Genomic DNA, 22,518 nt, shown 5'->3' on the forward strand with positions numbered 1-22,518 from the left:
TGCGATCATTCGTCTATCATCAAGACGATCTATCCGTGATTCATATGTATCCGATTGGGATGAACTAAAGACACTGCCAAAACCGCTTCAAAAAGCCATTTTTATTGTAGATTCGTGCACTCCACCATTTCGTTTTTGAGAATCGGTAAGAATGCTACACGTCAAATATACAAAAATGGGAAAGACGCCACAATAGATTTTTTGTAAAAAATAGGTGAATAGTAGTAAGGTAAAATATATTTACATAGGCTGTGCATGGAAATTAATTTTTGGATTTACCCCTTTAAAGAAAACGATTACATTATATTAAATTTTTGTCTTGTTTTCGTTTTACTAAAATAAAGTTTGATTTCATGAGATGAAATGATCTGCTTTTTCGATCGCCCGAAGAAATGATTCACGATGTAGCCGATGCACATCATCGGCCCACATCTCGATTTTTGATCCACGTCGCTTGAGTTCAATCGGTAATCCACGACCAATCCAATCAAGTTGACGTTGCAAGACATGACGCTTTCGTCCGTCCTGTCGCTCCGCTTCCGTAAACTGGCGCAAGTACTGGAGGACATAACCGAACCCAAACTCAATCGGAATCCGCAGCTCCGCTCCCTTGTCTCGTATCCGGATGATGCCCGCCCCGTAATGAATTGCCCGGAACAACTCCTCATTGATACGCTGAGCTGATACCAGGTACCTTGCGTCAGACAGTGCGGCTCTAACGCTCCTTTTTTACCACTCGGTAAGACTGCGAAATAATCAATGACCATTCGTCTGCTCCTTTTCATCAAAAAATAGGTGAGTCCGCGTGGGGCTCACCTATCATGACAGGTCAAATGGTTCGATTGTTCGAAAATGATTTAGAAGGGCGTCCGATACTTTCGTATTGAACACCACCCGGATGATCCGTAAACGACCAACAGTTACGTCCATCGACGACACGTGGCTGACGCATCTGACGAATGAAGTGCTCTGGTGTGATACGACGGAGTTCTTCCCACTCCGTCATGATGACGGCAACATCTGCGTCCTGTAACGCCTCTTCGACCGTTTGCTTTTGATCGAGTAGCGTCCGCGCAACAGGATCATATCCGGTTACGATGACGCCGAATTGCTCAAGACGTGTCGCCAATCGTAATGCCGGCGCATCTCGTAAATCATCCGTTCCCGGTTTAAAGGCGAGACCGAGTAGCGCCACGCGCATTCCTGTCCGCGGTTGGATTTTTTGTAACACATAGTCCAGTTGTGCTTCATTCGTCTTATCAGCTGCTTCGATGACGTGAAGTTGCTGATCATGCTGACGAGCGAGCGTCGTGAGTGCTGCGATGTCTTTCGGGAAACAAGATCCACCATATCCAGCTCCAGCTCGTAAGAACGAGGAGCCAATCCGTGGATCGAGACCGATGCCTTTTGCAACATCAGAGACATCAGCACCAACTGCATCCGCTAGTCGCGCGATTTCATTGATAAAACTGATTTTCACTGCTAAAAAACTATTCGCTGCATACTTCGTCAACTCTGCCGTTGTCGGATCGACTGCGACGAGAGGAGCGGTCGTCGCAAAAAGTGTCGCAAGCTCGTTTGATAAGTCTTCATCATTCGTTCCAATGACAACACGGTGAGGCTGTCGCATATCAGCGAGTGCTGTACCCTCCCGTAAAAATTCAGGCACCATTGCAAAGCGTAACGTCGGATACTGCATCGCCAGTTGCATCGTCGTACCAGGCGGCACTGTTGATTTAATGACGACAGCCGCACTTGGTGCGATTCGTTCAATATGGGCGACGACGGCTTCTACCGCTGATAAGTCGCAACTGCCGTCCGCTTTCTCTGGTGTTCCGACAGCGACAAGATATGTCTTTGCGACTGGATATTCCGTCGTGAACGTCATTCGTTGTTGATTCGCGATTAACGCTTCTTCGATTCCCTCTTCCTTAATCGGTGGGATTCCTCGTGTCAGTTGGACCATCCGATCAGCGTTCAAGTCGACACATGTCACGTTATGTCCATTTTCAGCCAGTCCGATGGCGGTCACAAGACCGACATATCCTGTTCCAATCACTGTCAGTTGCATTCCATCACGTCCTTCGATAGTTTCTCTGTCTCCACTATACGGGAGAGGAGAAGATTTGTGCATCGAAAAAGCTTTCCGAATACGCTATACTGGATTACGGGAATGGGAGGAATGCTCGTGGCTATCATTATCTTTTGCCTCGTCTGTCTCATTGCGTATCGGATCCGCAAGCTTCCCGAAGCACTACGGACGATTTTACTCATCCTCGGTTTACTCAGTGGATGGTTCGCGCTCTTTGAGATGATCGGCTTCATCGAAGCCAATCCGTATCTGGCTGCAATCCCGATTGGACTGGGACTTGCTTACTGGTACTGGCAACGAAAAAAGAAACAAACAAACGACAAAACCCCTTCCGCCTCGTGAAGTGGGTTTTTCTTGTAGCGAAACGAAAAAAGCGATGTCTCCTATATCGGGAACATCGCTTTTTGTCTTTACGATTGAACTTTCCGTTCAACCGCCGCAATTTTTTCTTCAATCTCTAGTAACTTCAGTTCATGCTCGAGTTCAAGACGACGTTTTTTCCGTTTCAGGCGATCGAGTTCTTCTGCGAGTGACTCTGTCGACGCTTCCGGTTTCGGTGGTGCCTGTTCCATCGATTGACGGAGTGGATCGAACAGGTTCGATTTTGCGAACTGCGCTGCTTCCGGTCCGAACATGTCTTGGATGAGCGGGAGAATCTTATTCATCGCTGTACCTGGAATTTGCGACTTCTGATCAACGAGACGTTTCAGTGCCAACTCATCGACAAGGTACCCTTTTCCGTCCTGTTCAGCATGTAATTCACCTGTCCGGATCCAGCGACGGACCGTTTCTTCTGAGACGCGTAACAATTCACTAATCTGTTTTGTCGTTAACATCGTCATCCCTCTTTTCTTCTAGTAGTATCTTCACTATACACACATGTGTGCGTGTGTGTCAAAGAATACACACATCAAAAAAGAGACCTCCTTGTAGAAGGTCCCCCTGTAATGATTAAGCTCCACGACGAACGAGTAACCAAAGACCTACGACAGCAAGACCTGCTCCTGTTGCTGCGTATGGGAATGGCTTATCTTCGCCAGCTTGTGGTAATGTCTCCGTTGCTGTTGTCGTCGACTGTTTTGTCGCAGCATCGACTGCTTTGACCGGCGTTTTTGTTGACGTTGGTGTTGTTGTTGGTTTTGGCGTCGGCTTCGCGACCGGTTCTACTTTCGCAATTTCTGCGAGCAAGATCGTACCGAGGCTACCTTCTTCGATCGTCACACCCGCTTCCGGTGATTTCCGCTCAAAGTACTTCAACAACTCATCGACCATTTCTTGTTCTTCTGGCGTCAAGGCTTCTTCATCGTTCGCCATCAATTTCATCGCTTTTGCTTGCTGAGCGAATGACTCATAATCTTCATACATTTCTTCATCCATATCCATCATTAAGTCATCCATGTCAAGATGGTGCATCGCTTTGATCGTATAGCCTTCTGCGACTTCCGTCTTGACTGTGTATGTTCCTGGATCGAGCTGGATCATCATTAGATCATCTTTCGAAATCTTCTCTTGATAGACGTCTTTTCCTGTGATTGCATCCGTCACCGTATATGTCGCAGGAACTGTTCCTTCGTCATAATCTGGCTTTTGGTTGCCGTTCGCATCAAAGAAGTTGACGACAGCTAACCAATGCTCGAACATACCGTCAAGCTCTTCGTCGCCGTAGAGACCAGCGTCGATCACTTCCGTTTGTCCTGCGACGAGACGAACTTTTTTCGTTCCCATGTCTTCGTCGACATCGGAATCGATCGTCCGATCGTCACCGACGTTTTGCTCGGAATAGAAGTAGTAACCCATATCATATCCGTCGACTTCCACTTCATACGTTCCTGGCTTCAAATTCTTGAAGCTGTATGTGCCGTTCTTCGTGTAGGCTTCATCGATGACATCTTCGTTCCGATTCATCAAAGAGACGAGGATATCATCGAGACGTGTTTCCTTCTCTTGACGGATCCCGTCCTCGTTCTCATCGAACCAGATCGTTCCTTCGATCGTTGCCGTCGTCGGTGTTTCGACTGGTGTCGGTGTCGCGTCATCACCTGTCTCTGGTTTTTCGGTCGTTGGTTCTTCCGATGTCGGCTCTTCCTTGACCGGGTCTTCTTTCACAGGCTCTTCCGGTGTTGGTTCTTCCTTGACGGGTTCGTCTGTCGCTGGATCTTCTGTGACTGGCTCATCCGTCTTTGGTGTCTCTGTCGTCGGTTCGTCTGTCGTCGGTTCGTCTGTCGTCGGCTCATCTGGTGTAACGACTTTACCGAACTGGACGAGAACCGTCCGCTGCCCATCTGCTGAGACGACCTTGACGACAGGTGCCGTCTCTGCCGTGAACGTCACGACCGGTGTCTCTTCGATGTTGACATCTTCACCTGTTACGCCGTCTTCAAAGACAAGTGCCGTCTCAGACGTGATATCGACGATGCCTGTGCCTTCAAACGTCAACGTATACGGACCTGTGCCCGTTCCTGTGACGTCCCACTCGACTGTTTCCGCATAGACCGGTAACTTCAGACCAAATGCAACGACGAGTGCCATCAAAAGTAAGCTAAGTTTTTTCATAAGTGTATGTATGCTCCTATCGTGATTTAATATTACCTCCCTAAATAGTAAACAAATCCGCCAAAAATAACCAGAAGAATTCTTGAATTCCTGCTATTTTTTTATAATAAAAAAACCTCGTCCAAGGACAAGGTTTTAGATAAGCTGGCGACACGCTTCTGCACATTCCGTACAAGCTTTCGCACAAGCTTGGCAGTGGTCATGATCGTGTTTGCTACACTCAGCAGCGCATGCCTCACAGATTTCTTGGCATGCCTTCGCAAGGACCGCGACATTTGCGCTGTTTCGAGTGATCGCTTGTAGTAATAAGCTACAAATATCGGCACAATCGCGGTCGAGTCGAATACAATCTGACATATGTCCGACATGTTCCTCGTTCAGGCAGGCATCAAAACAATGATTACATGCGAGAATACAATCCGTCAGTCGTTGCTGTACTGCGTGATCCATATTGATTCCTCCTTTGTATAAGTTTTGATTACCCTGATGACTTGAAACAAAACAAAAATAAGACAGCATTTGGAGCAAAACGCTCACCCTGCTGTCTTATTTAACGATCTCAAGCGGAATCTCGATCCCACGCCCTGCTCCTGCATCAATGATGAGGACCGGAAGACGCTGGTCATCGAAGACTTCTTTTTCAATCGTCGTATCGGATGTATAGGTCCGAATTTCCCCCATCTTCTTCGCTTGGAAGGAGACGAACGGAAACGGAATCGATTGATTGGCGACATCGAGACGGATATCGACCTGTTGGTCATCGAGCCGAATGTCATTCGCTGTCCGGATGACGAGACGCATCCGGTCATTTTCCGTCAGCGTGACCTGTGCGGAAATGTTCTCGGTCTGCCCCGCACGCTTAACGGGATCCACGATGACCGTCGGGGAAGCGGTCTTCGCTTGTTCCGCGCGCTGACAACCCGGAATGACAAGTAAGGAAATCGCAAGAGGGATCAGCCAGCGTTTCATGTTGGCTTCACTTCATAGCAAACGTCAGTTCAGCGACACAGGCGACTTCCCCATCGACTGTGGCTGTGGCACGACCTTTACCGATTGGTCCACGGACCTTCGTCAATTCGACTTCGAGGCGGAGCTGATCCCCGGGAACGACTTGACGTTTGAAGCGACATCCTTCAATTCCTGCGAAGAAGGCAAGCTTCCCTTGGTTTTCTTCCATCTTCAGCACAGCGAAGGCACCGACTTGTGCGAGTGCTTCGACGATCAAGACGCCAGGCATGACATTGTATTCTGGGAAATGGCCATTGAAGAATTCTTCGTTCGCCGTCACGTTCTTGATTCCAACGGCACGTTTTCCCTCTTCGACTTCTAAAATGCGGTCAACGAGTAAAAACGGATACCGGTGCGGAATGACTTCCTTGATTTGTTCGATTGTATACATATTCGACAGCTCCCATCACTGATTAAAATTAAGATTTCATCCAAAAATCGGTGATGCGGGTCCATGTGTCGAGCTTTAACACATCCATTGCCTCGCCACCACCAAACGTCGCATAACCCACCATTGCACCGACGATCAGTGCTACGACGATGAGAATGAGAACGATCAGTACGCGTACGATGATCGGAACTCGGCGTGTCGAGTACGCACGAAAACGTCGCTCTGATTTGTGCTCCGGATTGCCGGTTTCCTGGTTCGAAGGCTGTTGCTTCTTCAGGCGTTCACGCGTTGGCTGATCCGTGCCTGTTTGGTTTTGTACCATCTTGATCACCTTTCATTGATTCAGTCTGAGAACAGTATAGCATATTAGTACCTGGTATTAAATAGTTCCAAATTCGCTACAAAACGTGTTCCGCAATTAGTGTAACACGACCAGACAGGCAATTTCTCTAAAAAATTTTAGTTTGTGTATATAAGGAAGCAGAAAAACAGTTTCCCACGATCTGCGGGTTTTTATGATTTTTTTAAATCCAAAATGAACTGCTCGGCGTAAGCTTTCCAGAACGACGCAGCAACGGTCCACCGGATGGCATGAAACATCACTTCAACAGTCTTTTGAAAAAAATAAAACTTCATGCAATCCAAATCGACCAGTGATGCGTAAGCTATTCAGAACAGGCAAGAAACACCTACCAAATAAACCAAAAAATGAGAGGAATGATTTCAGATGAAACACACGAAAAAATTCGCAGCATCAGCAATGGCAGCAGCACTCGTACTACCAGGAACGGCAGCATTCGCTTCCGGTGGCGGAGAAGACATGAAACAAGATGCACCGAAAAACGTCACGGTCAAAACGAAAGCCGCTGACCTTCGTGCCACACTCGATCAATTACTCTCTGAGCACTTCGTTCTTGCCGTCATGGACATGAAGAAACAATATGACGGTTCAAAAGACGCACAGTACTACGAAGCAGCACTTAAACAAAACGCACTCGACATGACACCAGCAATTGCTTCTGTCTATGGTGATGAAGGCGCGAAACAATTCGAGAAGATCTTCGTTGCTCACAACAAATATACGACTGACCTCGTAAAAGCCGTAAAAGCGGACGACCAAGACGGTATCAACGCTTCGAAGAAAGAAACAGAAGAGTTCGTACAAGATCTCTCAAGCTTCCTCGATACAGCAACGGAAGGTAAACTCCCGAAAGCAGCAGCTGAAGAAGTCCTTCGTGCTCATGAGGCAGACGTCTACAAGACTTTCCAACAATACGCAGCTGGTGACTACGAAGGATCGTACAACACGTTCCGCGAAGGATACAGCCGCATGTATGATATCTCTAAAGCACTCTCTGTCGCGATCACAACACAGATGCCTGAGAAATTCGACAACACGAAAGCTGACTCAAAAGCAGCCGATCTTCGTTCAACACTCAACAGCCTCGCCGCTGAACACGTTGCTCTTGCCAACCTCAGCATGACTGCTGGCGTTGACCAAGCGAAAGACTACGATGCAGCAAACTGGGCTGAAGATATGCACACAGCTGACTTCAAAGCAGCCATCAAATCAATCTATGGTCAAGCCGGTGCAGATCAATTCGAACAAGTTTGGACGAAAAACCACATCGAAGCACAAGCGAACCTTGTCACAGCAGCCGTCAATGATGATAAGAAATTGATGGGTGACGCGCAAGACATGCTCAAAATGTTCTCGAACGACTTCGGCGCATTCCTTGGTGCAGCTACAGAAGAAAACCTTCCAACAAAAGCAGCACAAGAAGCCGTATCTGGTCACGAGACGTACGTCCAAGACACATTCATGCAGTATGTGGAAGGCGACTACAAAGGTTCTGTCGACACATTCCGTGAGTCTTACGCTTACATGTACGGCGTAGGGGCTAACCTCGGTGATGCTATCGTCAAACAATCACCAGAGAAATTCATGGATGGTACTCCAGGATCAATGCCGAACACAGGTAACGGTGGTATGAGCGATAACAACAATACAGCTGCAACAACTGGTGCGATCGCAGTATTCGGTCTTGCACTCGGAGCAGTTGGTCTTGTCCTCGCACGTAAACGTCAAAACGCCTAAGAAATTGGGTATACTCAATAACAGGATAGCGATCCGCTATCCTGTTTTTTACATAGAGGGAACCCCTTCTCTCGGAAAGGAGCTACGCGCACATGAAACGTTGGTTATTACCGGCGAGCATTCTTTTGATGGTCGCATCAGTCGGAACATTGCTGTTCCTTTTGTTCGGTCAATCAAAGCCGGACACGTCGAACATCACGCAAGGTGATCCTAAAACAGAATCCGCGGCCTCTTCCGAGACGAAGGAAGATCCGCTCAAGCCGTCAGAAATCTTTAAGAAGGAGTTCAAGGATCTCTCGACTACGGAGGTCGAGCTCCCAAAACAACTCTTCATTCCGAAACATGACATCAAGACGAAGGTCGAACAAGTCGGACTCGATCAAGATGGCGCGATGGCGACACCTAAAAACGAACAACAAGCCGGTTGGTATAAGTTTGGTCCGCGTCCAGGTGATGTCGGGAACGCCGTCATTGACGGACATACCGATACGAAGACCGGTCCTGCCATCTTCTATAAACTGCATGAACTAAAAAAGGGTGATCCGGTCGAAGTGACGGATGCTTCCGGACGCAAGCTCGTCTTTCGTGTCAAAGAGCTCATCCAGTACGATCACTTAAAAGCACCGCTGAAAAAAATCTTCGGTCCAGCCAATACGCGGAATTTGAACTTAATCACGTGTATCGGAACGTACGATCAGAATCAAGGAACGTATGATAACCGCCTCGTCGTTTTCACGGAATTAGACGAAAAGGCATCAGATCCCGTCAAGACACCACCAAAACCAGCGACGAACATCCGTGTCAGTGGTGGATTCATCAACTGGTACGCCTCAACAGATGAGGATGTCGTCAAATACAACATCTATCAAGAGAAGGACGGAAAACGCAAAAAACTCGGTACAACGGAATCAATCGAGCGTAAAGCATTCCCGCTCCCTAAAGATGCAACAGGTCGTTTCATCGTCACAGCCGTCAGTAAAGCCGGAATCGAATCAGAGGACGCGTTCAGCGCCGTCCAAAAATGATAGTAGAGCAGGAACCAACGGATGATTTGGTTCCTGCTTTACTTTTATCTACTACTCTTCAAGTTCGTTCGCTCGTTCAGAAGCATTGAAGAAGACATGCATCGCCTTGTTTTGACCCGGTTCTTTCCTGCGCATGCCATTTTTTTAGGAGGATTGCTTCAAAAAACGCAAAAAAGACCTCTGAGCAGCTGCTCGGAGGTCTAGAATCCTGCTGTTTAATATCGGATGTGCTGTTTACTCCACCGGATCGATTCCGTGAATTGTCGAACGAGGTCTTCTGCAGGTGCCGTCAAATAATAGGCCAGTCCATGCACTTTTTCAGACATCTGCTGGATGACGAGTCCGTCTTCAATCAGCTCCTGCAGTTGCTCGAGGATCTGCCCGTGCGACTGATCAATCCGTTGCTCGAGTTCCCCGATCGTCAATGCGCCATCACGCAAGAGATAAATGATGCTCGACTTCAAACTGTTCTCGAAGTTGTGTTGAAATTTTTGCAACGCCAGTAGATCGGCTTGTTCTTCGGTATGACGTGAATCCATCTGATTCTTGCCCCCTTCTCTTAGCTACCTCTTCAGTATGACGCACTTTTACATGAATTTCAAAACTCAATCGCGCTCCGTGATGATCGTATCGAACGTCTTTTCTTCCTCCGTAATGACCATCTTCTTCTGCGATCGGAGGTGATAGAGACGACGGATGTTTAGAATGACGACCTTCATGACAGCGTAGAACGGTACACCGAGCAAGACTCCGAAGAAACCGGCGATGTTCCCCGCGACAAGCAAGACGATGATGATTGTCAACGGGTGGACATCGAGTGTCTTCCCTTGTACAAGTGGTGACATGATGTGCGAATCGATCTGTTGCGCGACCGTCATGACGATGATTGCATAAATCGCAAGGATCGGATCCTGGATGAACCCAACGATCAATGCCGGAATGACACCGAGAACCGGACCGAGAAACGGAATGATATTCGTCAGTGTCGCAAATAAGGCGAGTAACAACGCATAATCGATTCCGATGATGAGATATCCGATATAGGCGATGATCCCGACACCAATACTGACGATGACTTGCCCGCGGATGTAGCTCATGATCGTCACGTGGACGTCCCCGAGGATTTTTTGCGTTTCCTTATGGTACTCATACGGCATCAGCTTAACGAGATTGCCTTTAAGCTTATCACCGTCAAGCAGCATATAGATCAACATGATTGGAATGATGATGATCGTCACGACCGCTGTCGTCAGGACACTGACGAACCCACCGACACCCGTACCGATGTTCTTCAGGAACGTCGATGCGTATTCCGAGATGTTCCCTGAGAACTTATTGAACAAGTTATCTGGTCCTGATAGGAAGCGTGAAAAGGCTGCACTGTTTTCGAGTTGATCCCGGACGTCAATCAATTGGCGCTGGAACTGTGTCGCGAGCGTCGGTATCGAATTGACGAACTGCGTGACCTGCTCCGACAACATCGGACCAAAGATGAAGCCGAGTGTCGTTAAAATACCGATTAAACCGACGAGCACGATTGAGACAGCAGGTCGCCGCTTCATCTTTTTCTCGAGCAACTCGACGATTGGCAACAGGACATAGTAGAGAATCCCAGCGATTGCAAGGGGTGGTACGACCATTTGAAGCAGAATTGCGATCGGTCGGAAAAGGAACGTAACATGATCGCCAATCCAGACGATGATGAGCAATGTCATGACCCACCATGCGAATCGATACCATTTATTTTCAAACATTTTTTGCATCTGACCACTTCCCTACTTAAAATGATGAAGTTCAATATCTTCTATGGTTTTTCCTTAAAACATTGCTTCTTAATCCTTATTCTTAAAAAATGTATCATTTAATATCAATTAACAAATATATGATATATTTGTTTTAGTGGTTTTTGCAGATTCAAATTTGCCGAGACCTTTAAAACTACGTAAGATGAATATATTCGGCATTTAAGCAATCTTTTTCATACATGTAAAACAGAATACGGAGGATACCCCAGTGAAATGGATTAATCGTACCATCGGTCGTCAATTGATGTTCGCCTTCTATATGGTGTTCGTCGCTCTTAGCATCACATCTGCGATCGTCTATTTCTATACGGAACAGAAGATCGATCAAGCGAATATGACGTTCGATGATTTACGTGAACGACGGACGAATGCGAATGCACTCGCTAGCGAATGGACCGTCGCTCAAAGTAACGTCAAATCTTACTTATTGACTGGTTCACAGGAAACACTTGATCAGGTGAAGACGAATCAGCAGGAAATCAATCGCCTGACGACATGGTTCGAAAAGTATGCAATTTATGAGCAAGGGAAAGAATATGCGACAGCGACTCGTCGCATTTATGACGATTATTTTGGCACATCTCTTCCACTTCTCAACGAATACGTTGAAGGAAAAAAGGACGGGAAGATCAATGAAGACTTTGTGACTCCTGACACGCTCGCTGCTCTTTCCAACGGGAAAGATTTATTCACCGAAAATGGGACATTACGCGGGTCGGTCAGTTTATCAGAAGCAGACGTCGATATGACACGGATTGATACGTTGCTTTCAGATTATCTGACGTTGATCGAAAAGAAGGAAGTGGACGCGAAAAATGATCTCTTAAGCGAGATGCGTGTCGCGCAGTTCATCTGGCTGTCGAATCTCGTTGTCTTGATTCTCGTCCTCCTCTCGCTCGTTCGCCCATTCATCAGCCGCGTCACGAAGCAGGTCAATACGTTGTCTCGCGATAGTGCTTTACTTGCATCAGGAGAAGATATCCAAGCGATTCCGTTACCGAAACGTAAGGATGAACTGCATACGCTAACGGCATCTTTCAATCAGATGGCAGCTTCGATCGCGGACAATAAAGTCCATATGCTCGCGAAGAACGAAGAACTCCAAGCGCAACAGGAAGAACTCGTCGCGCAGCAAGAAGAATTGCAAGCGCAGCAGGAAGAACTCGAGGAAGCACTTGATATCACACTTCGGAGTGAACAACACCTCAAGTATCGTAACGAACTGACTGAGACGCTTGCTTCTCGTGAGACGTTGACGGCTTATCCGGAAATCATCGAGAAACTCGTCTCGATCACGCATTCTGAAATCGGTGCCCTCTTGTTCCTCGATCAACAGGAAGTCCGCTCGACAATCGATTACGGGATGACAGAAGAGATGGTCGGTCGTCTCGTCTCTGATGATCAGTCACTCCTGCACCGGGCACGTCTTCTGAAGCGTCCTGTGCACTCATCGAAACAGGTCGCGCACGAAAGCCCGCTTCCGTACCCGTACTATATGTATGAAGTCGCGGTTCCGGTCCTTGATCCGTCAAAAGAGCATATGATCGCCTGCATCTATCTCGTTCGTTATCGTGATGCCTTCACGACGGAGCAGATGAGCGACATCTTGTCGTTCTCGCATCAATTGTCGCTCTCCCTCCTACGGATGGGAATCTATGAAGAAATGATTCGCGAGAAGAACAAGACGACGCAACTGTTGAACTCGATTCGGGAAGCTGTCGTCTACATCGAACATGAGACGGATGAGTTGCTCGTCAACGAACCCCTCATGACGTTGTTTCCGGAAGTCCCAACAACGTTCGAAGACGAAGAACGCTCTGCCTTCGAACAAGCGATGCAGGCACTCGCTGACATCATTGACGAACCGGCAGCGTTCGAACGTTACATTGAACAGATCGTCGAACTCGATTTACCGAAAGACAGCTTGATCGTCTCGATCCGCAAGCATAGTACTTACATCCAGATCTACGCTGAGAAAATCGAGGTCGATGGCCTGTGGGTCGGTACGATGCTCGTTCTCCGCGACGTGACGAAAGAAACGGAAGCCGAGCGGATGAAGGAAGAGTTCGTCTCGACCGTCTCGCATGAGTTACGGACACCGCTCTCTTCGATCTATGGCTTCACGGAGCTGATGCTCAACAAACGGTTCGAGGAGGAACGGCAACGGAAGTACCTCCAAACGATCCACTCCGAGACCGGTCGCCTGACGACACTCGTCAACGACTTCCTCGACGTCCAGCGCATGGAGTCGAGTGAACACCGGTATGAGATGACGACGTTTGATGTCGTCGAACTTGCTCAGGACTTGATCGAGTTCTATAATGTCTCGCATGAGACGCATACGATTGATTTTGAGGCCCGTGGACCGATCATGATTGACGGGGATGCGGAAAAGATGAAACAGTTGCTGAACAACCTGCTCAGTAACGCCGTCAAGTACTCGCCGAGCGGTGGTACAGTCTTGATACGGATTACAAATGAACTTGGTTTCGCTCAAATCCGTATCCAAGATGAAGGCATCGGGATTCCGCAAGATGCCCTTCCAAAATTGTTCGATAAGTTCTATCGTGTCGATAACTCCGAGACACGCAAAATTGGCGGAACCGGTCTTGGTCTGTCGATCTGTAAGGAGATCGTCAAGCACCACAACGGAACGATTGATGTCGAATCTGTCGTTGGTGTCGGATCGACCTTTACGATTCGTTTCCCGATCGCCGTCATCTCGACCATCCTCACGTATGAAGATTAATCACGCGACCGTTCACATCATGTGGACGGTCTTTTTTTCGTTAGATTTGGCGAAGCGCGGGGTATAGTCAAAAGCGCATCATGATAAGGAGGAATCGACATGCAACTCGGATGGATTGGCTTAGGACATATGGGTGTACCGATGGCAAAACGTTTAATTGACGGCGGTCATGATTTGCTCGTCTATAACCGGACGTATGAAAAGACTGCTCCGTTGACAGAATTAGGAGCAACAGCTGTCAAAGAAATACAGGACGTGGTACGTCAGAGCGACATTCTCTTCGTCATGTTAGCGGACGGACCTGCCGTCGCGTCCGTTCTCGAAAGTATCCAAGAGAACCTCACAGGTAAGACGATCGTTAACTTAAGTACAATCTCCCCAGAAGAAACGAAGGAGATGGCTCGTCTCGTCGAAAAGAATGACGGCACGTATCTGGAATCGCCTGTCTCGGGCTCCGTTCCGGTCGCAGAAAACGGTCAGCTCGTCCTGCTTGCCGGTGGTGACGCGAACGTCGTCGCGACTTGTCAGCCGTATCTTGAGCTACTTGGCAAGGAAACGATTCATTTTGGACCACATGGCTCAGGCAGTGCGGCGAAGCTCGCCATCAATTTATTGCTCGCAGTCGTCGGTCAAGGGGTCGCGGAGACATTACTGCTTGGAGAAGGTGCCGGGCTCGAAAAAGAGAAGCTGATCCAGATGATCAGTGCTTCCGGGATGAACACTCCGCTCTTCAGTGGTAAACGTGACATGTACCGGAAGAACGACTTCCCGTCTGCTTTCCCGCTCCGCCTGATGGCAAAGGATCTCGGACTGATTACGGCAGAAGCGAGACGCCAACAGCTTGAGCTACCACTTGCGCAAGCAACGGACGCTAGCTACACTGATGCGAAACCCGCTTACGGCGACGAGGACATGGCTGCGATCTATCTTGCGTTACAGGAAAAATAATGAAAAGGGTGATACCTCTCTTGCGAGAAGCATCACCCTTTTGTGATGTTTTATTTCAGTGACGTGACGATCCCCATCATCTGATCACTCGTCATCAACGCTTTCGAGTTAAACTGATACGCCCGCTGGAGCTGCGTCAAGTTCGTCATCTCAAGCGCCATATCGACGTTCGATGTCTCAAGCCGACCGACCGTCAACGGATTCCCTGTCGCATTCTGGTATTGTCCGGTTGCTGTGAACAAGCCACCCCCGACTTCCGTCAGCTCTCCGTAGTTCGGGATGTCCGCGACACCCACTCGAGCGAGGACACGACGATCCCCGTTTAAGATGCCGGTGATGTTGCCGTCCTTGTTCAGTTCAATCTCGGTCGCGTTCGCCGGTAAGACGATTGGATCATTCGCCTGGTTGATGACGGAGCGCCCGGCATCGTCCGTCAACAGAACTTGTCCGTTCGCTTGCGGCGACAACTGGAAGTTTCCGTCCCGCGTAAACTTCGTCACGCCATCCGTATCGATGACACCGAAGAAATGGTGCGGGTTTCCGAGTGCCGCATCGAGTTTTCGATCCGTCGTCCGGAATGTTCCGACGCCAAAACGTGTCGCTTCGTTCGCGACATAACCACCAACGCCGAGTCGAAGACCCTCTGGCGTCGTCAAGGGACCTGGTGTGAAGCCTGTCGCTTGGTTATTGATGTTACGGACGAGCAATTCATTGAACTGAGCATCCCGCCGTTTATAGCCGTTCGTATCCACATTGGCAAGGTTTTGCCCGGTCGTATCAAGCTGTTTTTGCAGTTGTCCCATCGTACTTGCGGATGTATAGATTGATTGCATCATATCCTCCTATTAGCGAACGCGTCCGATTTCGGAAACAGCTTTTTCCGCTGTCCGGTCGTACGCTTGAATGACTTTTTGATTGGCTTCGAACTGACGCAGACCAGCATTCATCTCCGCCATCGTCTGTTCAATCTCGACATTTCCGAGTTCGAGTACACCTTGATCGACTCGGACGTTTCCGGCATTCAATGGATTGGTTGACCGGAATAGACCATTCCCTGTCCGTTCGAGCGTCTCCGGTTGATCCGTTACGACGAGACCGAGATTGCCGATCGCTTGACCATTTCCATCCGTAACGGCTCCGTCCGCGTCAACTTTGAAGTCCTCATTGACGACGTCGAGTGGTTGCCCGTTCGTATCAAGAACGAGATCATTTTCTGTCGTCCGGAGTAGACCGTCTTGTCCGACGGCAAACTGTCCGTTCGTCGTATAAAGCGTCTCTTCCTCTTCTGTCAACGGATCCCGGTGACGAATCGTGAACAGCGGTGCTCCTTCAAGTGAACTGATTTGTAGATCGGTCGCATTGCCTGTCTCCGTGATCGAACCTTGCGTGAAGTTCGGGGTCGCTGCCTGCATGAAGACACCGGTCGCGAGTTTCCCGACCGTCGCGACTCCTCGCACACCCGTCCGTTCATTGTTTGCTGTTTGCTGGATCAGCATCTCTGGAAACGTCCGGAGTGACGCTTGATCAGCGCGGAAGCCCGGCGTCCGCGCATTCGCCAAGTTGTTACTGAGCATTTCCTGTTGACGTTGTAATGCCTGCATCGCATTCGACGCCGTGTACATTCCTCGTAGCATGCGTTCCATCTCCTCATTGACTTCATGTTCAATTCTTTCCTTTCAGTATATCGGTCGACCGAAGAGGAATTATGAACTTTTTTGAACAAAACGGTAATATCCAGCAGAGATGCATCGAAAGACCTACCTCAATTACATAATTCGCTTTTCCATAGTTTACATATTGAAAATTGACAAATTTTGTTATACTTTAGATAATAATTTAAAGATACTTAAGGTGAATCCTATGAAAAAAAGCTTCCGTTCCCCAAACACAGTCTAGGAAATGGAAGCTTCTCATTAGTTATTCGGATTTTTCTTTAAAACAGCCGTTTGTGTTCGCTCTAGCACCGCATTCGTGATGACGATCAAGCCAGTAAAGAGGAACAGCGCTTCAAAACCAAAGTGACCGGCAATCTGTCCACCTGCGAGTGGTCCAAGGAAGTTCCCCATGAACTGCGCGGACTGGTTATATCCAAAGATCCGTCCCGATGCATTCGCTGGCGTATTCTTCCGTAACAAGGTTTGGACAGATGGTAGCAGTGCTGCTGTCGCAAAACCGATCCCCATCCGTAAGACGATCAATTGACTTGTATCCGTGACGAATGCTTGCGGAATCAAGAAAGCTGCAAAGACGAGTAACGCAAAGAATAAGACACGCTCAGCGCCAATCTTATCGGATAGACGACCCAGTCGTTGCGCCGCGATCAGTGCCGCAATCCCTGGTGCCGAAGCAACAATTCCAGATAACAAGGCGAGTCGTTCGGTACCGGGACTGAGTTCCCGGACGTACAGCGACAGAATCGGACTAATTGATTGTGCCGCGAACTGAATCAGGAACGTCGTCAAGAAGAGGCTTAAAATGAGTTCTGGATGGCGAAGTGACTGGATGATTTCCTTCGCAGACGCCATCTTTTTGACTTCCAGTGGGACGAATTCTTCTTTGACGAAGAAGTAGGTCACGAGGAAGGTCATGAAGAGCGGAACGCTCGTAAAGAGAAAAACGGGTCGAAGCCCAACAACGTCGGCGAGGAATCCTCCGATAAGAGGTCCTAGCAATCCACCAGCAATCCCACCGGTCGACAGGGTGCCGAGCGCCCAGCCACTTTTCTCTTTTGGGGTTTGGGAAGCAACCATTGTAATTCCGGCTGAGATGAATCCGGAGACGGCTCCCATGACAAGACGTAAGAATACAAGTTGATACACATCTTGGACGAAACTGATCAAGAACATGACGATCGACATACCAAGACTTGCTCGGAGTAGCATGAGCTTACGCCCTTTTCGATCGGCAAGACGTCCCCAAATCGGTGAGACGATCGCAGCGACGAGGAAAGTAGCACCAAAGGCGATCCCGGACCACGTCGTAATATCTTGTCGGCCGTCGACACCGAGCTCTTCAATGAATAAGGGCAAAAACGGTAAAACGAGACTAAGAGCGGCGGCAGTCAAAAAACTACCGAACCAGACGACTACTAAATTTCTTTTCCACAATGGCATTGTGGCATCACTTCCTTTTATTTGACAATTCGTTTCAATATAACAACTTTCAATATACACTTCACAATGTGAAATGTCTAGGATTTGAACTGTCAAAGTGTAGAACAGGACCTTTGATGCATATAAGTGAATGCGCAACGACCGATAGTAAGGTAATCCACACGAAGGAGTGAAATTGAAATGAAACGCTTTTTGATTAGCGTAGTCTGCCTGTCGTTGCTTCAATTCGGACTACCACTCAAGAGTTCAGCTGCCGTTTCCGTCACTCGTCACACGGTCATCTGGTCCATTCCAGAGGCCAAATCCATTTCAACGAAGATCAATCAGCTGGCAAACAGACAGATGAAACGTGTCTATCTGCATGTCGCTGTCGAGGGTGACCGTACTCTCTACCGAACGTTCGTTGAAAAAGCGCATGCTGTCGGAATCGAAGTCTACTTTCTGTTCGGACAGCCGCGCTGGATTACAAACGAAGGAACGACAGCTCGACCGAACGTCGAGGATCCGTTAGCCTGGATCTCGAGCTATCAGAAGGAGACGATCAGTCATCCGGACGGCATCAGTGTCGATCTCGAACCGTATGCCTTACCGGAATGGGAGACAGACCAGCCACGTGTCATCGCCTCCTATGAACGCATCTTACTCGCCTTCCGCGAGAAAGCGTCTGCTGAAGGATTACCGCTGCAACTGTTTCTCCCGTTCTGGTTCCATACCGTTCAGGATGCAGGCGGACGTTCCCTCAGCGAGTGGGCGATGGATCTCGCTGACGAAGTCACGTTGATGAGTTACCGGACCGTTTACGGTGGTGGTAACGGACTTGGTGCTATCACGATGACGGATGCACTGTATGCGGCGAGTAACGGATATCGTTTATCGTATGCCATCGAATTCACGGAGCTTCCGGAAACACCAGACATTACGTTCTATGGCAAAACGCGGACGCAGCTGAATCAGCTCGTTAATCAGACGATGGCAAGTTCGTTGCCACCAAGTGCCATCGTCTATCATGATTTTGAAGCGTACCAGGCTTTCATGCGTAGTACACAGTGAGCCATCTCCACCTGTCTGCCCCTTTGCTTTTCATCCGCTTTCCTCAGGCGAGACACAAGCCAGTCTTCACTGTTCGTATAACAGTGAACCTGGGTCTTGTTTGTCTCTGACAGCGCAAAAATTTGCGCTTTTTCCTGTAGGAGTCGGGTGAAGCACAAGGAGGCAAATGATCATTTAGTACCATGGCATTGTAGCCTAAGCATTATGTTTAAAACAAGGGGAGTCCAGTTTCCGATACGTACTTCGGAAACCGGACTCCCTATTGGTTTGATTCATATCGAACGAACTTGTCCATTCTCGACTCCTGCAGGAAAAGAAAGTGCAAACAGCACTTTCGTCAGGGATAGGTAAGACCCGACAACTCGCATGAAATGCGGGCTGTCGCGGCTTACCTCCCTCCTGTGGAAAGCGAGAAGGACAAGACAGTCGTTATAGGAATGAACTTTTACGAAAGATCATATCCTTTATGCTTACACGCTCTTACTTCCCAAGGTTGTCGAGCATGATCCCTGTACCGCGTGCGACACATAACATCGGATCTTCTGCAATCAGAACCGGTAGGCCGAGTTCTTTTGCAAGTAACTGGTCGATTCCGTCAAGAAGTGCGCCCCCACCCGTCAGGATGATACCACGATCGATGATGTCCGCTGCAAGCTCTGGTGGTGTCTTCTCGAGCACACGCTTCGTGGCTTCGACGATCTCCATCGCTGCTTCTGCGAGTGCTTCATGCATCTCTTCTGATGTCACCGTGATGTTGTGCGGTAAGCCCGTCACGAGATTACGTCCGCGAATATCCATCTGTTCACGACGTCCGTCTTCTGAGACCGTCGCGACCGTCGTCTTGACGGCTTGCGCTGTCCGTTCCCCGATGATCAACTTATGCGTATCCTTGATCGAGCGGATGATGTCGTGATCAAACCGGTCGCCTGCGACTTTAATCGTTTCGCCGCAGACGATGTCACCCATTGAAAGTACGGCAACATCCGTCGTTCCACCACCGATATCAATAACCATGTGCCCTGCTGGCATCCAAATGTCCATACCGGCACCGACTGCTGCGACCTTCGGCTCGACTTCGAGGAAGACCGTCTTCGCGCCTGATTTTTCACCAGCTTGGCGAATCGCTTTTGCTTCGACCGTTGTGATGCTTGCTGGTGTACAAATCAACATGCGGACTCCACCGAACATCTTACGGACCTCAATCTTATCGATGAAATGGCGTAGCATCGCTTCTGTCATTTCGAAATCAGCAATGACGCCGTCTTGAAGCGGTCGAATGGCCACAATGTTTCCCGGTGTTCGGCCCACCATCAAGTGTGCTTCTGTCCCTACCGCATGAATCTTGCCTGTCGCCTTATCGATCGCGACGACCGATGGCTCATCGAGGACAATGCCTCTACCTTTTACATGAATGACGACATTCGCCGTCCCTAAGTCGATTCCGATATCTCTTGAAAACATCTCGTGTGCTCTCCTTTACCCACTGGCTATTCTTCCAAAATATAGAACGTCGTTTGGACGTCTAACCCATTTATGTATACATACCTTTCAATTCTAGCATATGCCCCATCGTGAAACGACTTTCTTTTTTGGCTTTTCTGATTTCATTGTCATCTTTTTAAAAAGATGACAAAAAGAGCATTCCCCCGAAAACGAGAGAATGCTCTTGAATGAGTGCTTAGAGTTTTGTTGCAGCTGTTTCTTCAACGACTGCCGCTTCTTCTGTCACACGTTCTACGTCTGCACCAAGTGCTTGTAACTTCAAGTGGAAGTCGACGTATCCACGGTCGATGTGGTGAAGTGCGCCAACGCGCGTTTCGCCTTCAGCGATCAATCCTGCTGTGACGAGTGCCGCACCTGAGCGAAGGTCTGTTGAGAGCACTTCTGCACCTTGTAATTGAACGCCACCATTGATGATCGATGAACGACCTTCGATTTTAATGTCCGCGTTCATACGACGGAATTCTTCAACGTGCATGAAGCGGTTCTCGAAAACAGTTTCCGTGATGACCGATGTGCCACCTGCTTTGAGAACAAGCGCCATCATTTGTGCTTGAACGTCTGTCGGGAACCCTGGGTGTGGCATTGTCTTGACGTCGACTGCTTCGAGTTTTTCTGGACCGACGACACGGAGACCTTCTTCTGTATCCGTGATCTTAACGCCCATCTCTTCCATCTTCGAGATGAGAGGACGAAGGTGTTCACGTTCTGCACCGATGACTTCGACGTCACCTTCTGTGATTGCTGCTGCGATCATGAACGTACCTGCTTCAATCCGGTCCGGAATGACGTAGTGTGTTGCACCATGTAACTTCTCGACGCCTTCGATGCGGATCGTTTCTGTACCTGCACCGCGGACTTTTGCGCCCATTGCGTTCAAGAAGTTCGCAAGATCAACGATTTCTGGTTCTTTTGCGACGTTCTCAATCACTGTCGTTCCTTCTGCGAGTGTCGCAGCCATCATGATGTTTTCTGTCGCACCGACTGATGGGAAGTCGAGGTAGATTTTCGCACCTTTGAGACGACCGTCAACATGTGCTTCAACGAATCCGTTTCCGATGATCGTCTTCGCGCCCATCGCTTCGAAACCTTTTAAGTGAAGATCGATTGGACGTGAACCAATCGCACAGCCACCTGGCATCGCGACACGTGCGCGACCGAGTCGTGCAAGTAATGGACCCATGACGAGGATCGAAGCCCGCATCTTACGGACGTATTCGAGTGGCGCTTCATCTTTAAGATTCGGTTCGGCATTGACCGTCACCGTGTTTGCTTCAGCGTCGAACTCGACTTCCGCATTCAAGTTGCGTAAGACGTTATTGATTGTATAGACGTCTGCTAGACGTGGTACGTTTTGAAGAACCGATTGGCCCTCTGATGCAAGCAATGTCGCGACGAGTGTTTTTAAGACCGCGTTCTTTGCACCTTCTACTTTGACTGTTCCAGCTAATTTACGTCCGCCACGGACAACGATTTTTTCCATTCTCCCTACTCCTCTGCTTCGTTTCTGTTCTAGTATGTTCAATTCGTGATTGGTGAGGATCATAGTTGGAATTCAACGAATGTTAGAAAAGAAACTTCCCTATAGTTGATCTCTTACTCCAAAGCCAATACGACGTTTCGATTGTAATGTTAGATAATTGCTAAATGACTGTGTTCCTTCATTGAAAGAGCAGTGTCCTGTTCCATGTTAAAACAAATTACCATTTCAGGGTTTACAATGCAGTTACAAGTTCACCCAATTAAAAACTGAAGACGCTGTGCAAAACCGGCATAATCCAATAAAAAGCGAGCGACGATCGATCCGAGTGCAATGGCTAGAATCGTTCGCAAGGCTACCGCATGCGGTCCTTTAGGATGTTGCAGGATTTTCTCCCATTTGACTGGTAATAAGGACCACCAAGCGAGTAGAATCGCTACGATGTAGACCAGCATACTAACTAACGCACTCACACCAATAGATGTCACTTTCGTTGCACCTCTTCTTCATAGTTTCTCCAACTTTACTATGATTTCATAAAATGAATGATTGCGCAAACAAAAAAGAACACGCTGAATTAATTTTAGCGTATAAAATATATTTATTGAAGATAAATTTAGTCTTCCAAAGAAAAAATGTTGAAGAAATTGTGAAGACGAGGCATATAATGTACTTTTACATTTTTACGGCGTTTTAAACCTGTATC

22 protein-coding genes are annotated in these 22,518 nt (G+C 48.3%); 6 read left to right on the forward strand and 16 right to left on the reverse strand.

Annotated features, from left to right (window positions below):
* Positions 1-351: 351 nt before the first annotated feature.
* Positions 352-660 (reverse strand): hypothetical protein, encoded by a 309-nt coding sequence (locus BW42_RS10300; RefSeq protein WP_231496904.1) that lies wholly within the window; start codon positions 658-660, stop codon positions 352-354.
* Positions 661-829: 169 nt separating this feature from the next.
* Positions 830-2,071, reverse strand: coding sequence for a UDP-glucose/GDP-mannose dehydrogenase family protein (locus BW42_RS10305; protein ID WP_035410567.1), 1,242 nt, complete (start codon positions 2,069-2,071; stop codon positions 830-832).
* 111 nt (positions 2,072-2,182) lie between these two features.
* Here BW42_RS10305 and BW42_RS10310 point away from each other — a divergent pair, with 111 nt between their 5' ends.
* Positions 2,183-2,434, forward strand: a complete 252-nt coding sequence (locus BW42_RS10310) for a hypothetical protein (protein ID WP_231496907.1) — start codon at positions 2,183-2,185, stop codon at positions 2,432-2,434.
* A 68-nt stretch (positions 2,435-2,502) separates the two neighbouring features.
* Here BW42_RS10310 and BW42_RS10315 read toward each other — a convergent pair whose 3' ends face one another.
* From BW42_RS10315 to BW42_RS10340, 6 genes are all read right to left on the reverse strand, one after another.
* Positions 2,503-2,928: a helix-turn-helix domain-containing protein gene (locus tag BW42_RS10315; RefSeq protein WP_035410570.1), complete on the reverse strand. Its 426-nt coding sequence runs from the start codon at positions 2,926-2,928 to the stop codon at positions 2,503-2,505.
* 115 nt (positions 2,929-3,043) lie between these two features.
* Positions 3,044-4,645, reverse strand: a complete 1,602-nt coding sequence (locus tag BW42_RS10320) for an SdrD B-like domain-containing protein (protein WP_035410573.1) — start codon at positions 4,643-4,645, stop codon at positions 3,044-3,046.
* A 135-nt stretch (positions 4,646-4,780) separates the two neighbouring features.
* Positions 4,781-5,095, reverse strand: a complete 315-nt coding sequence (locus tag BW42_RS10325) for a four-helix bundle copper-binding protein (protein ID WP_035410576.1) — start codon at positions 5,093-5,095, stop codon at positions 4,781-4,783.
* 96 nt (positions 5,096-5,191) lie between these two features.
* Positions 5,192-5,614, reverse strand: coding sequence for a hypothetical protein (locus tag BW42_RS10330; protein ID WP_035410579.1), 423 nt, complete (start codon positions 5,612-5,614; stop codon positions 5,192-5,194).
* A gap of 7 nt (positions 5,615-5,621) precedes the next feature.
* Positions 5,622-6,044 carry a 3-hydroxyacyl-ACP dehydratase FabZ gene (fabZ, locus tag BW42_RS10335; protein ID WP_029342716.1) on the reverse strand — a complete coding sequence of 141 codons (423 nt, stop codon included), beginning with the start codon at positions 6,042-6,044 and terminating at the stop codon, positions 5,622-5,624.
* Between the two features lie 28 nt (positions 6,045-6,072).
* A complete protein-coding gene (locus tag BW42_RS10340; RefSeq protein ID WP_035410582.1) occupies positions 6,073-6,366 on the reverse strand; it encodes a DNA-directed RNA polymerase subunit beta in 294 nt (97 codons plus the stop codon).
* Between the two features lie 405 nt (positions 6,367-6,771).
* On the opposite strand from BW42_RS10340, the gene BW42_RS10345 reads away from it, so the two are divergent.
* Together BW42_RS10345 and BW42_RS10350 are read left to right on the forward strand one after the other, a co-directional pair.
* Positions 6,772-8,142 carry a hypothetical protein gene (locus tag BW42_RS10345; protein ID WP_035410585.1) on the forward strand — a complete coding sequence of 457 codons (1,371 nt, stop codon included), beginning with the start codon at positions 6,772-6,774 and terminating at the stop codon, positions 8,140-8,142.
* 92 nt (positions 8,143-8,234) lie between these two features.
* Positions 8,235-9,167, forward strand: a complete 933-nt coding sequence (locus tag BW42_RS10350) for a class F sortase (RefSeq protein ID WP_035410588.1) — start codon at positions 8,235-8,237, stop codon at positions 9,165-9,167.
* A gap of 215 nt (positions 9,168-9,382) precedes the next feature.
* Here BW42_RS10350 and BW42_RS10355 read toward each other — a convergent pair whose 3' ends face one another.
* Positions 9,383-9,706 (reverse strand): helix-turn-helix domain-containing protein, encoded by a 324-nt coding sequence (locus BW42_RS10355; protein ID WP_035410591.1) that lies wholly within the window; start codon positions 9,704-9,706, stop codon positions 9,383-9,385.
* Between the two features lie 66 nt (positions 9,707-9,772).
* Positions 9,773-10,930, reverse strand: coding sequence for an AI-2E family transporter (locus tag BW42_RS10360; RefSeq protein ID WP_035410594.1), 1,158 nt, complete (start codon positions 10,928-10,930; stop codon positions 9,773-9,775).
* 250 nt (positions 10,931-11,180) lie between these two features.
* On the opposite strand from BW42_RS10360, the gene BW42_RS10365 reads away from it, so the two are divergent.
* Both BW42_RS10365 and BW42_RS10370 read left to right on the forward strand, forming a co-directional pair.
* Complete coding sequence (locus tag BW42_RS10365) at positions 11,181-13,721, forward strand: ATP-binding protein (RefSeq protein WP_035410598.1); 2,541 nt, start codon at positions 11,181-11,183, stop codon at positions 13,719-13,721.
* A 99-nt stretch (positions 13,722-13,820) separates the two neighbouring features.
* The gene (locus BW42_RS10370; RefSeq protein WP_035410601.1) at positions 13,821-14,669 is read left to right on the forward strand and encodes an NAD(P)-dependent oxidoreductase; all 849 of its coding nucleotides are present in this window, start codon (positions 13,821-13,823) and stop codon (positions 14,667-14,669) included.
* A gap of 50 nt (positions 14,670-14,719) precedes the next feature.
* On the opposite strand, the gene BW42_RS10375 is transcribed toward BW42_RS10370, so the two are convergent.
* From BW42_RS10375 to BW42_RS10385, 3 genes are all read right to left on the reverse strand, one after another.
* Complete coding sequence (locus BW42_RS10375; RefSeq protein WP_035410604.1) at positions 14,720-15,502, reverse strand: flagellar hook-basal body protein; 783 nt, start codon at positions 15,500-15,502, stop codon at positions 14,720-14,722.
* A 12-nt stretch (positions 15,503-15,514) separates the two neighbouring features.
* Positions 15,515-16,303, reverse strand: a complete 789-nt coding sequence (locus BW42_RS10380) for a flagellar hook-basal body protein (protein WP_035410606.1) — start codon at positions 16,301-16,303, stop codon at positions 15,515-15,517.
* A gap of 279 nt (positions 16,304-16,582) precedes the next feature.
* Positions 16,583-17,782 (reverse strand): multidrug efflux MFS transporter, encoded by a 1,200-nt coding sequence (locus tag BW42_RS10385; protein WP_035410609.1) that lies wholly within the window; start codon positions 17,780-17,782, stop codon positions 16,583-16,585.
* A 180-nt stretch (positions 17,783-17,962) separates the two neighbouring features.
* On the opposite strand from BW42_RS10385, the gene BW42_RS10390 reads away from it, so the two are divergent.
* Positions 17,963-18,832: a hypothetical protein gene (locus BW42_RS10390; protein ID WP_035410612.1), complete on the forward strand. Its 870-nt coding sequence runs from the start codon at positions 17,963-17,965 to the stop codon at positions 18,830-18,832.
* Between the two features lie 480 nt (positions 18,833-19,312).
* Here BW42_RS10390 and mreB read toward each other — a convergent pair whose 3' ends face one another.
* From mreB to BW42_RS10405, 3 genes are all read right to left on the reverse strand, one after another.
* On the reverse strand, positions 19,313-20,293 hold the full coding sequence (mreB, locus tag BW42_RS10395; RefSeq protein ID WP_035410615.1) for a rod shape-determining protein MreB: 981 nt from the start codon (positions 20,291-20,293) through the stop codon (positions 19,313-19,315).
* Between the two features lie 217 nt (positions 20,294-20,510).
* Positions 20,511-21,815 carry a UDP-N-acetylglucosamine 1-carboxyvinyltransferase gene (gene murA / locus BW42_RS10400; protein ID WP_035410617.1) on the reverse strand — a complete coding sequence of 435 codons (1,305 nt, stop codon included), beginning with the start codon at positions 21,813-21,815 and terminating at the stop codon, positions 20,511-20,513.
* A gap of 251 nt (positions 21,816-22,066) precedes the next feature.
* Positions 22,067-22,300: a DUF1146 family protein gene (locus tag BW42_RS10405; RefSeq protein ID WP_029342736.1), complete on the reverse strand. Its 234-nt coding sequence runs from the start codon at positions 22,298-22,300 to the stop codon at positions 22,067-22,069.
* Between the last annotated feature and the right edge of the window lie 218 nt (positions 22,301-22,518).

This window comes from Exiguobacterium sp. RIT341, assembly GCF_000632205.1.
In the GTDB taxonomy this organism is placed as follows: Bacteria; Bacillota; Bacilli; order Exiguobacteriales; family Exiguobacteriaceae; genus Exiguobacterium_A.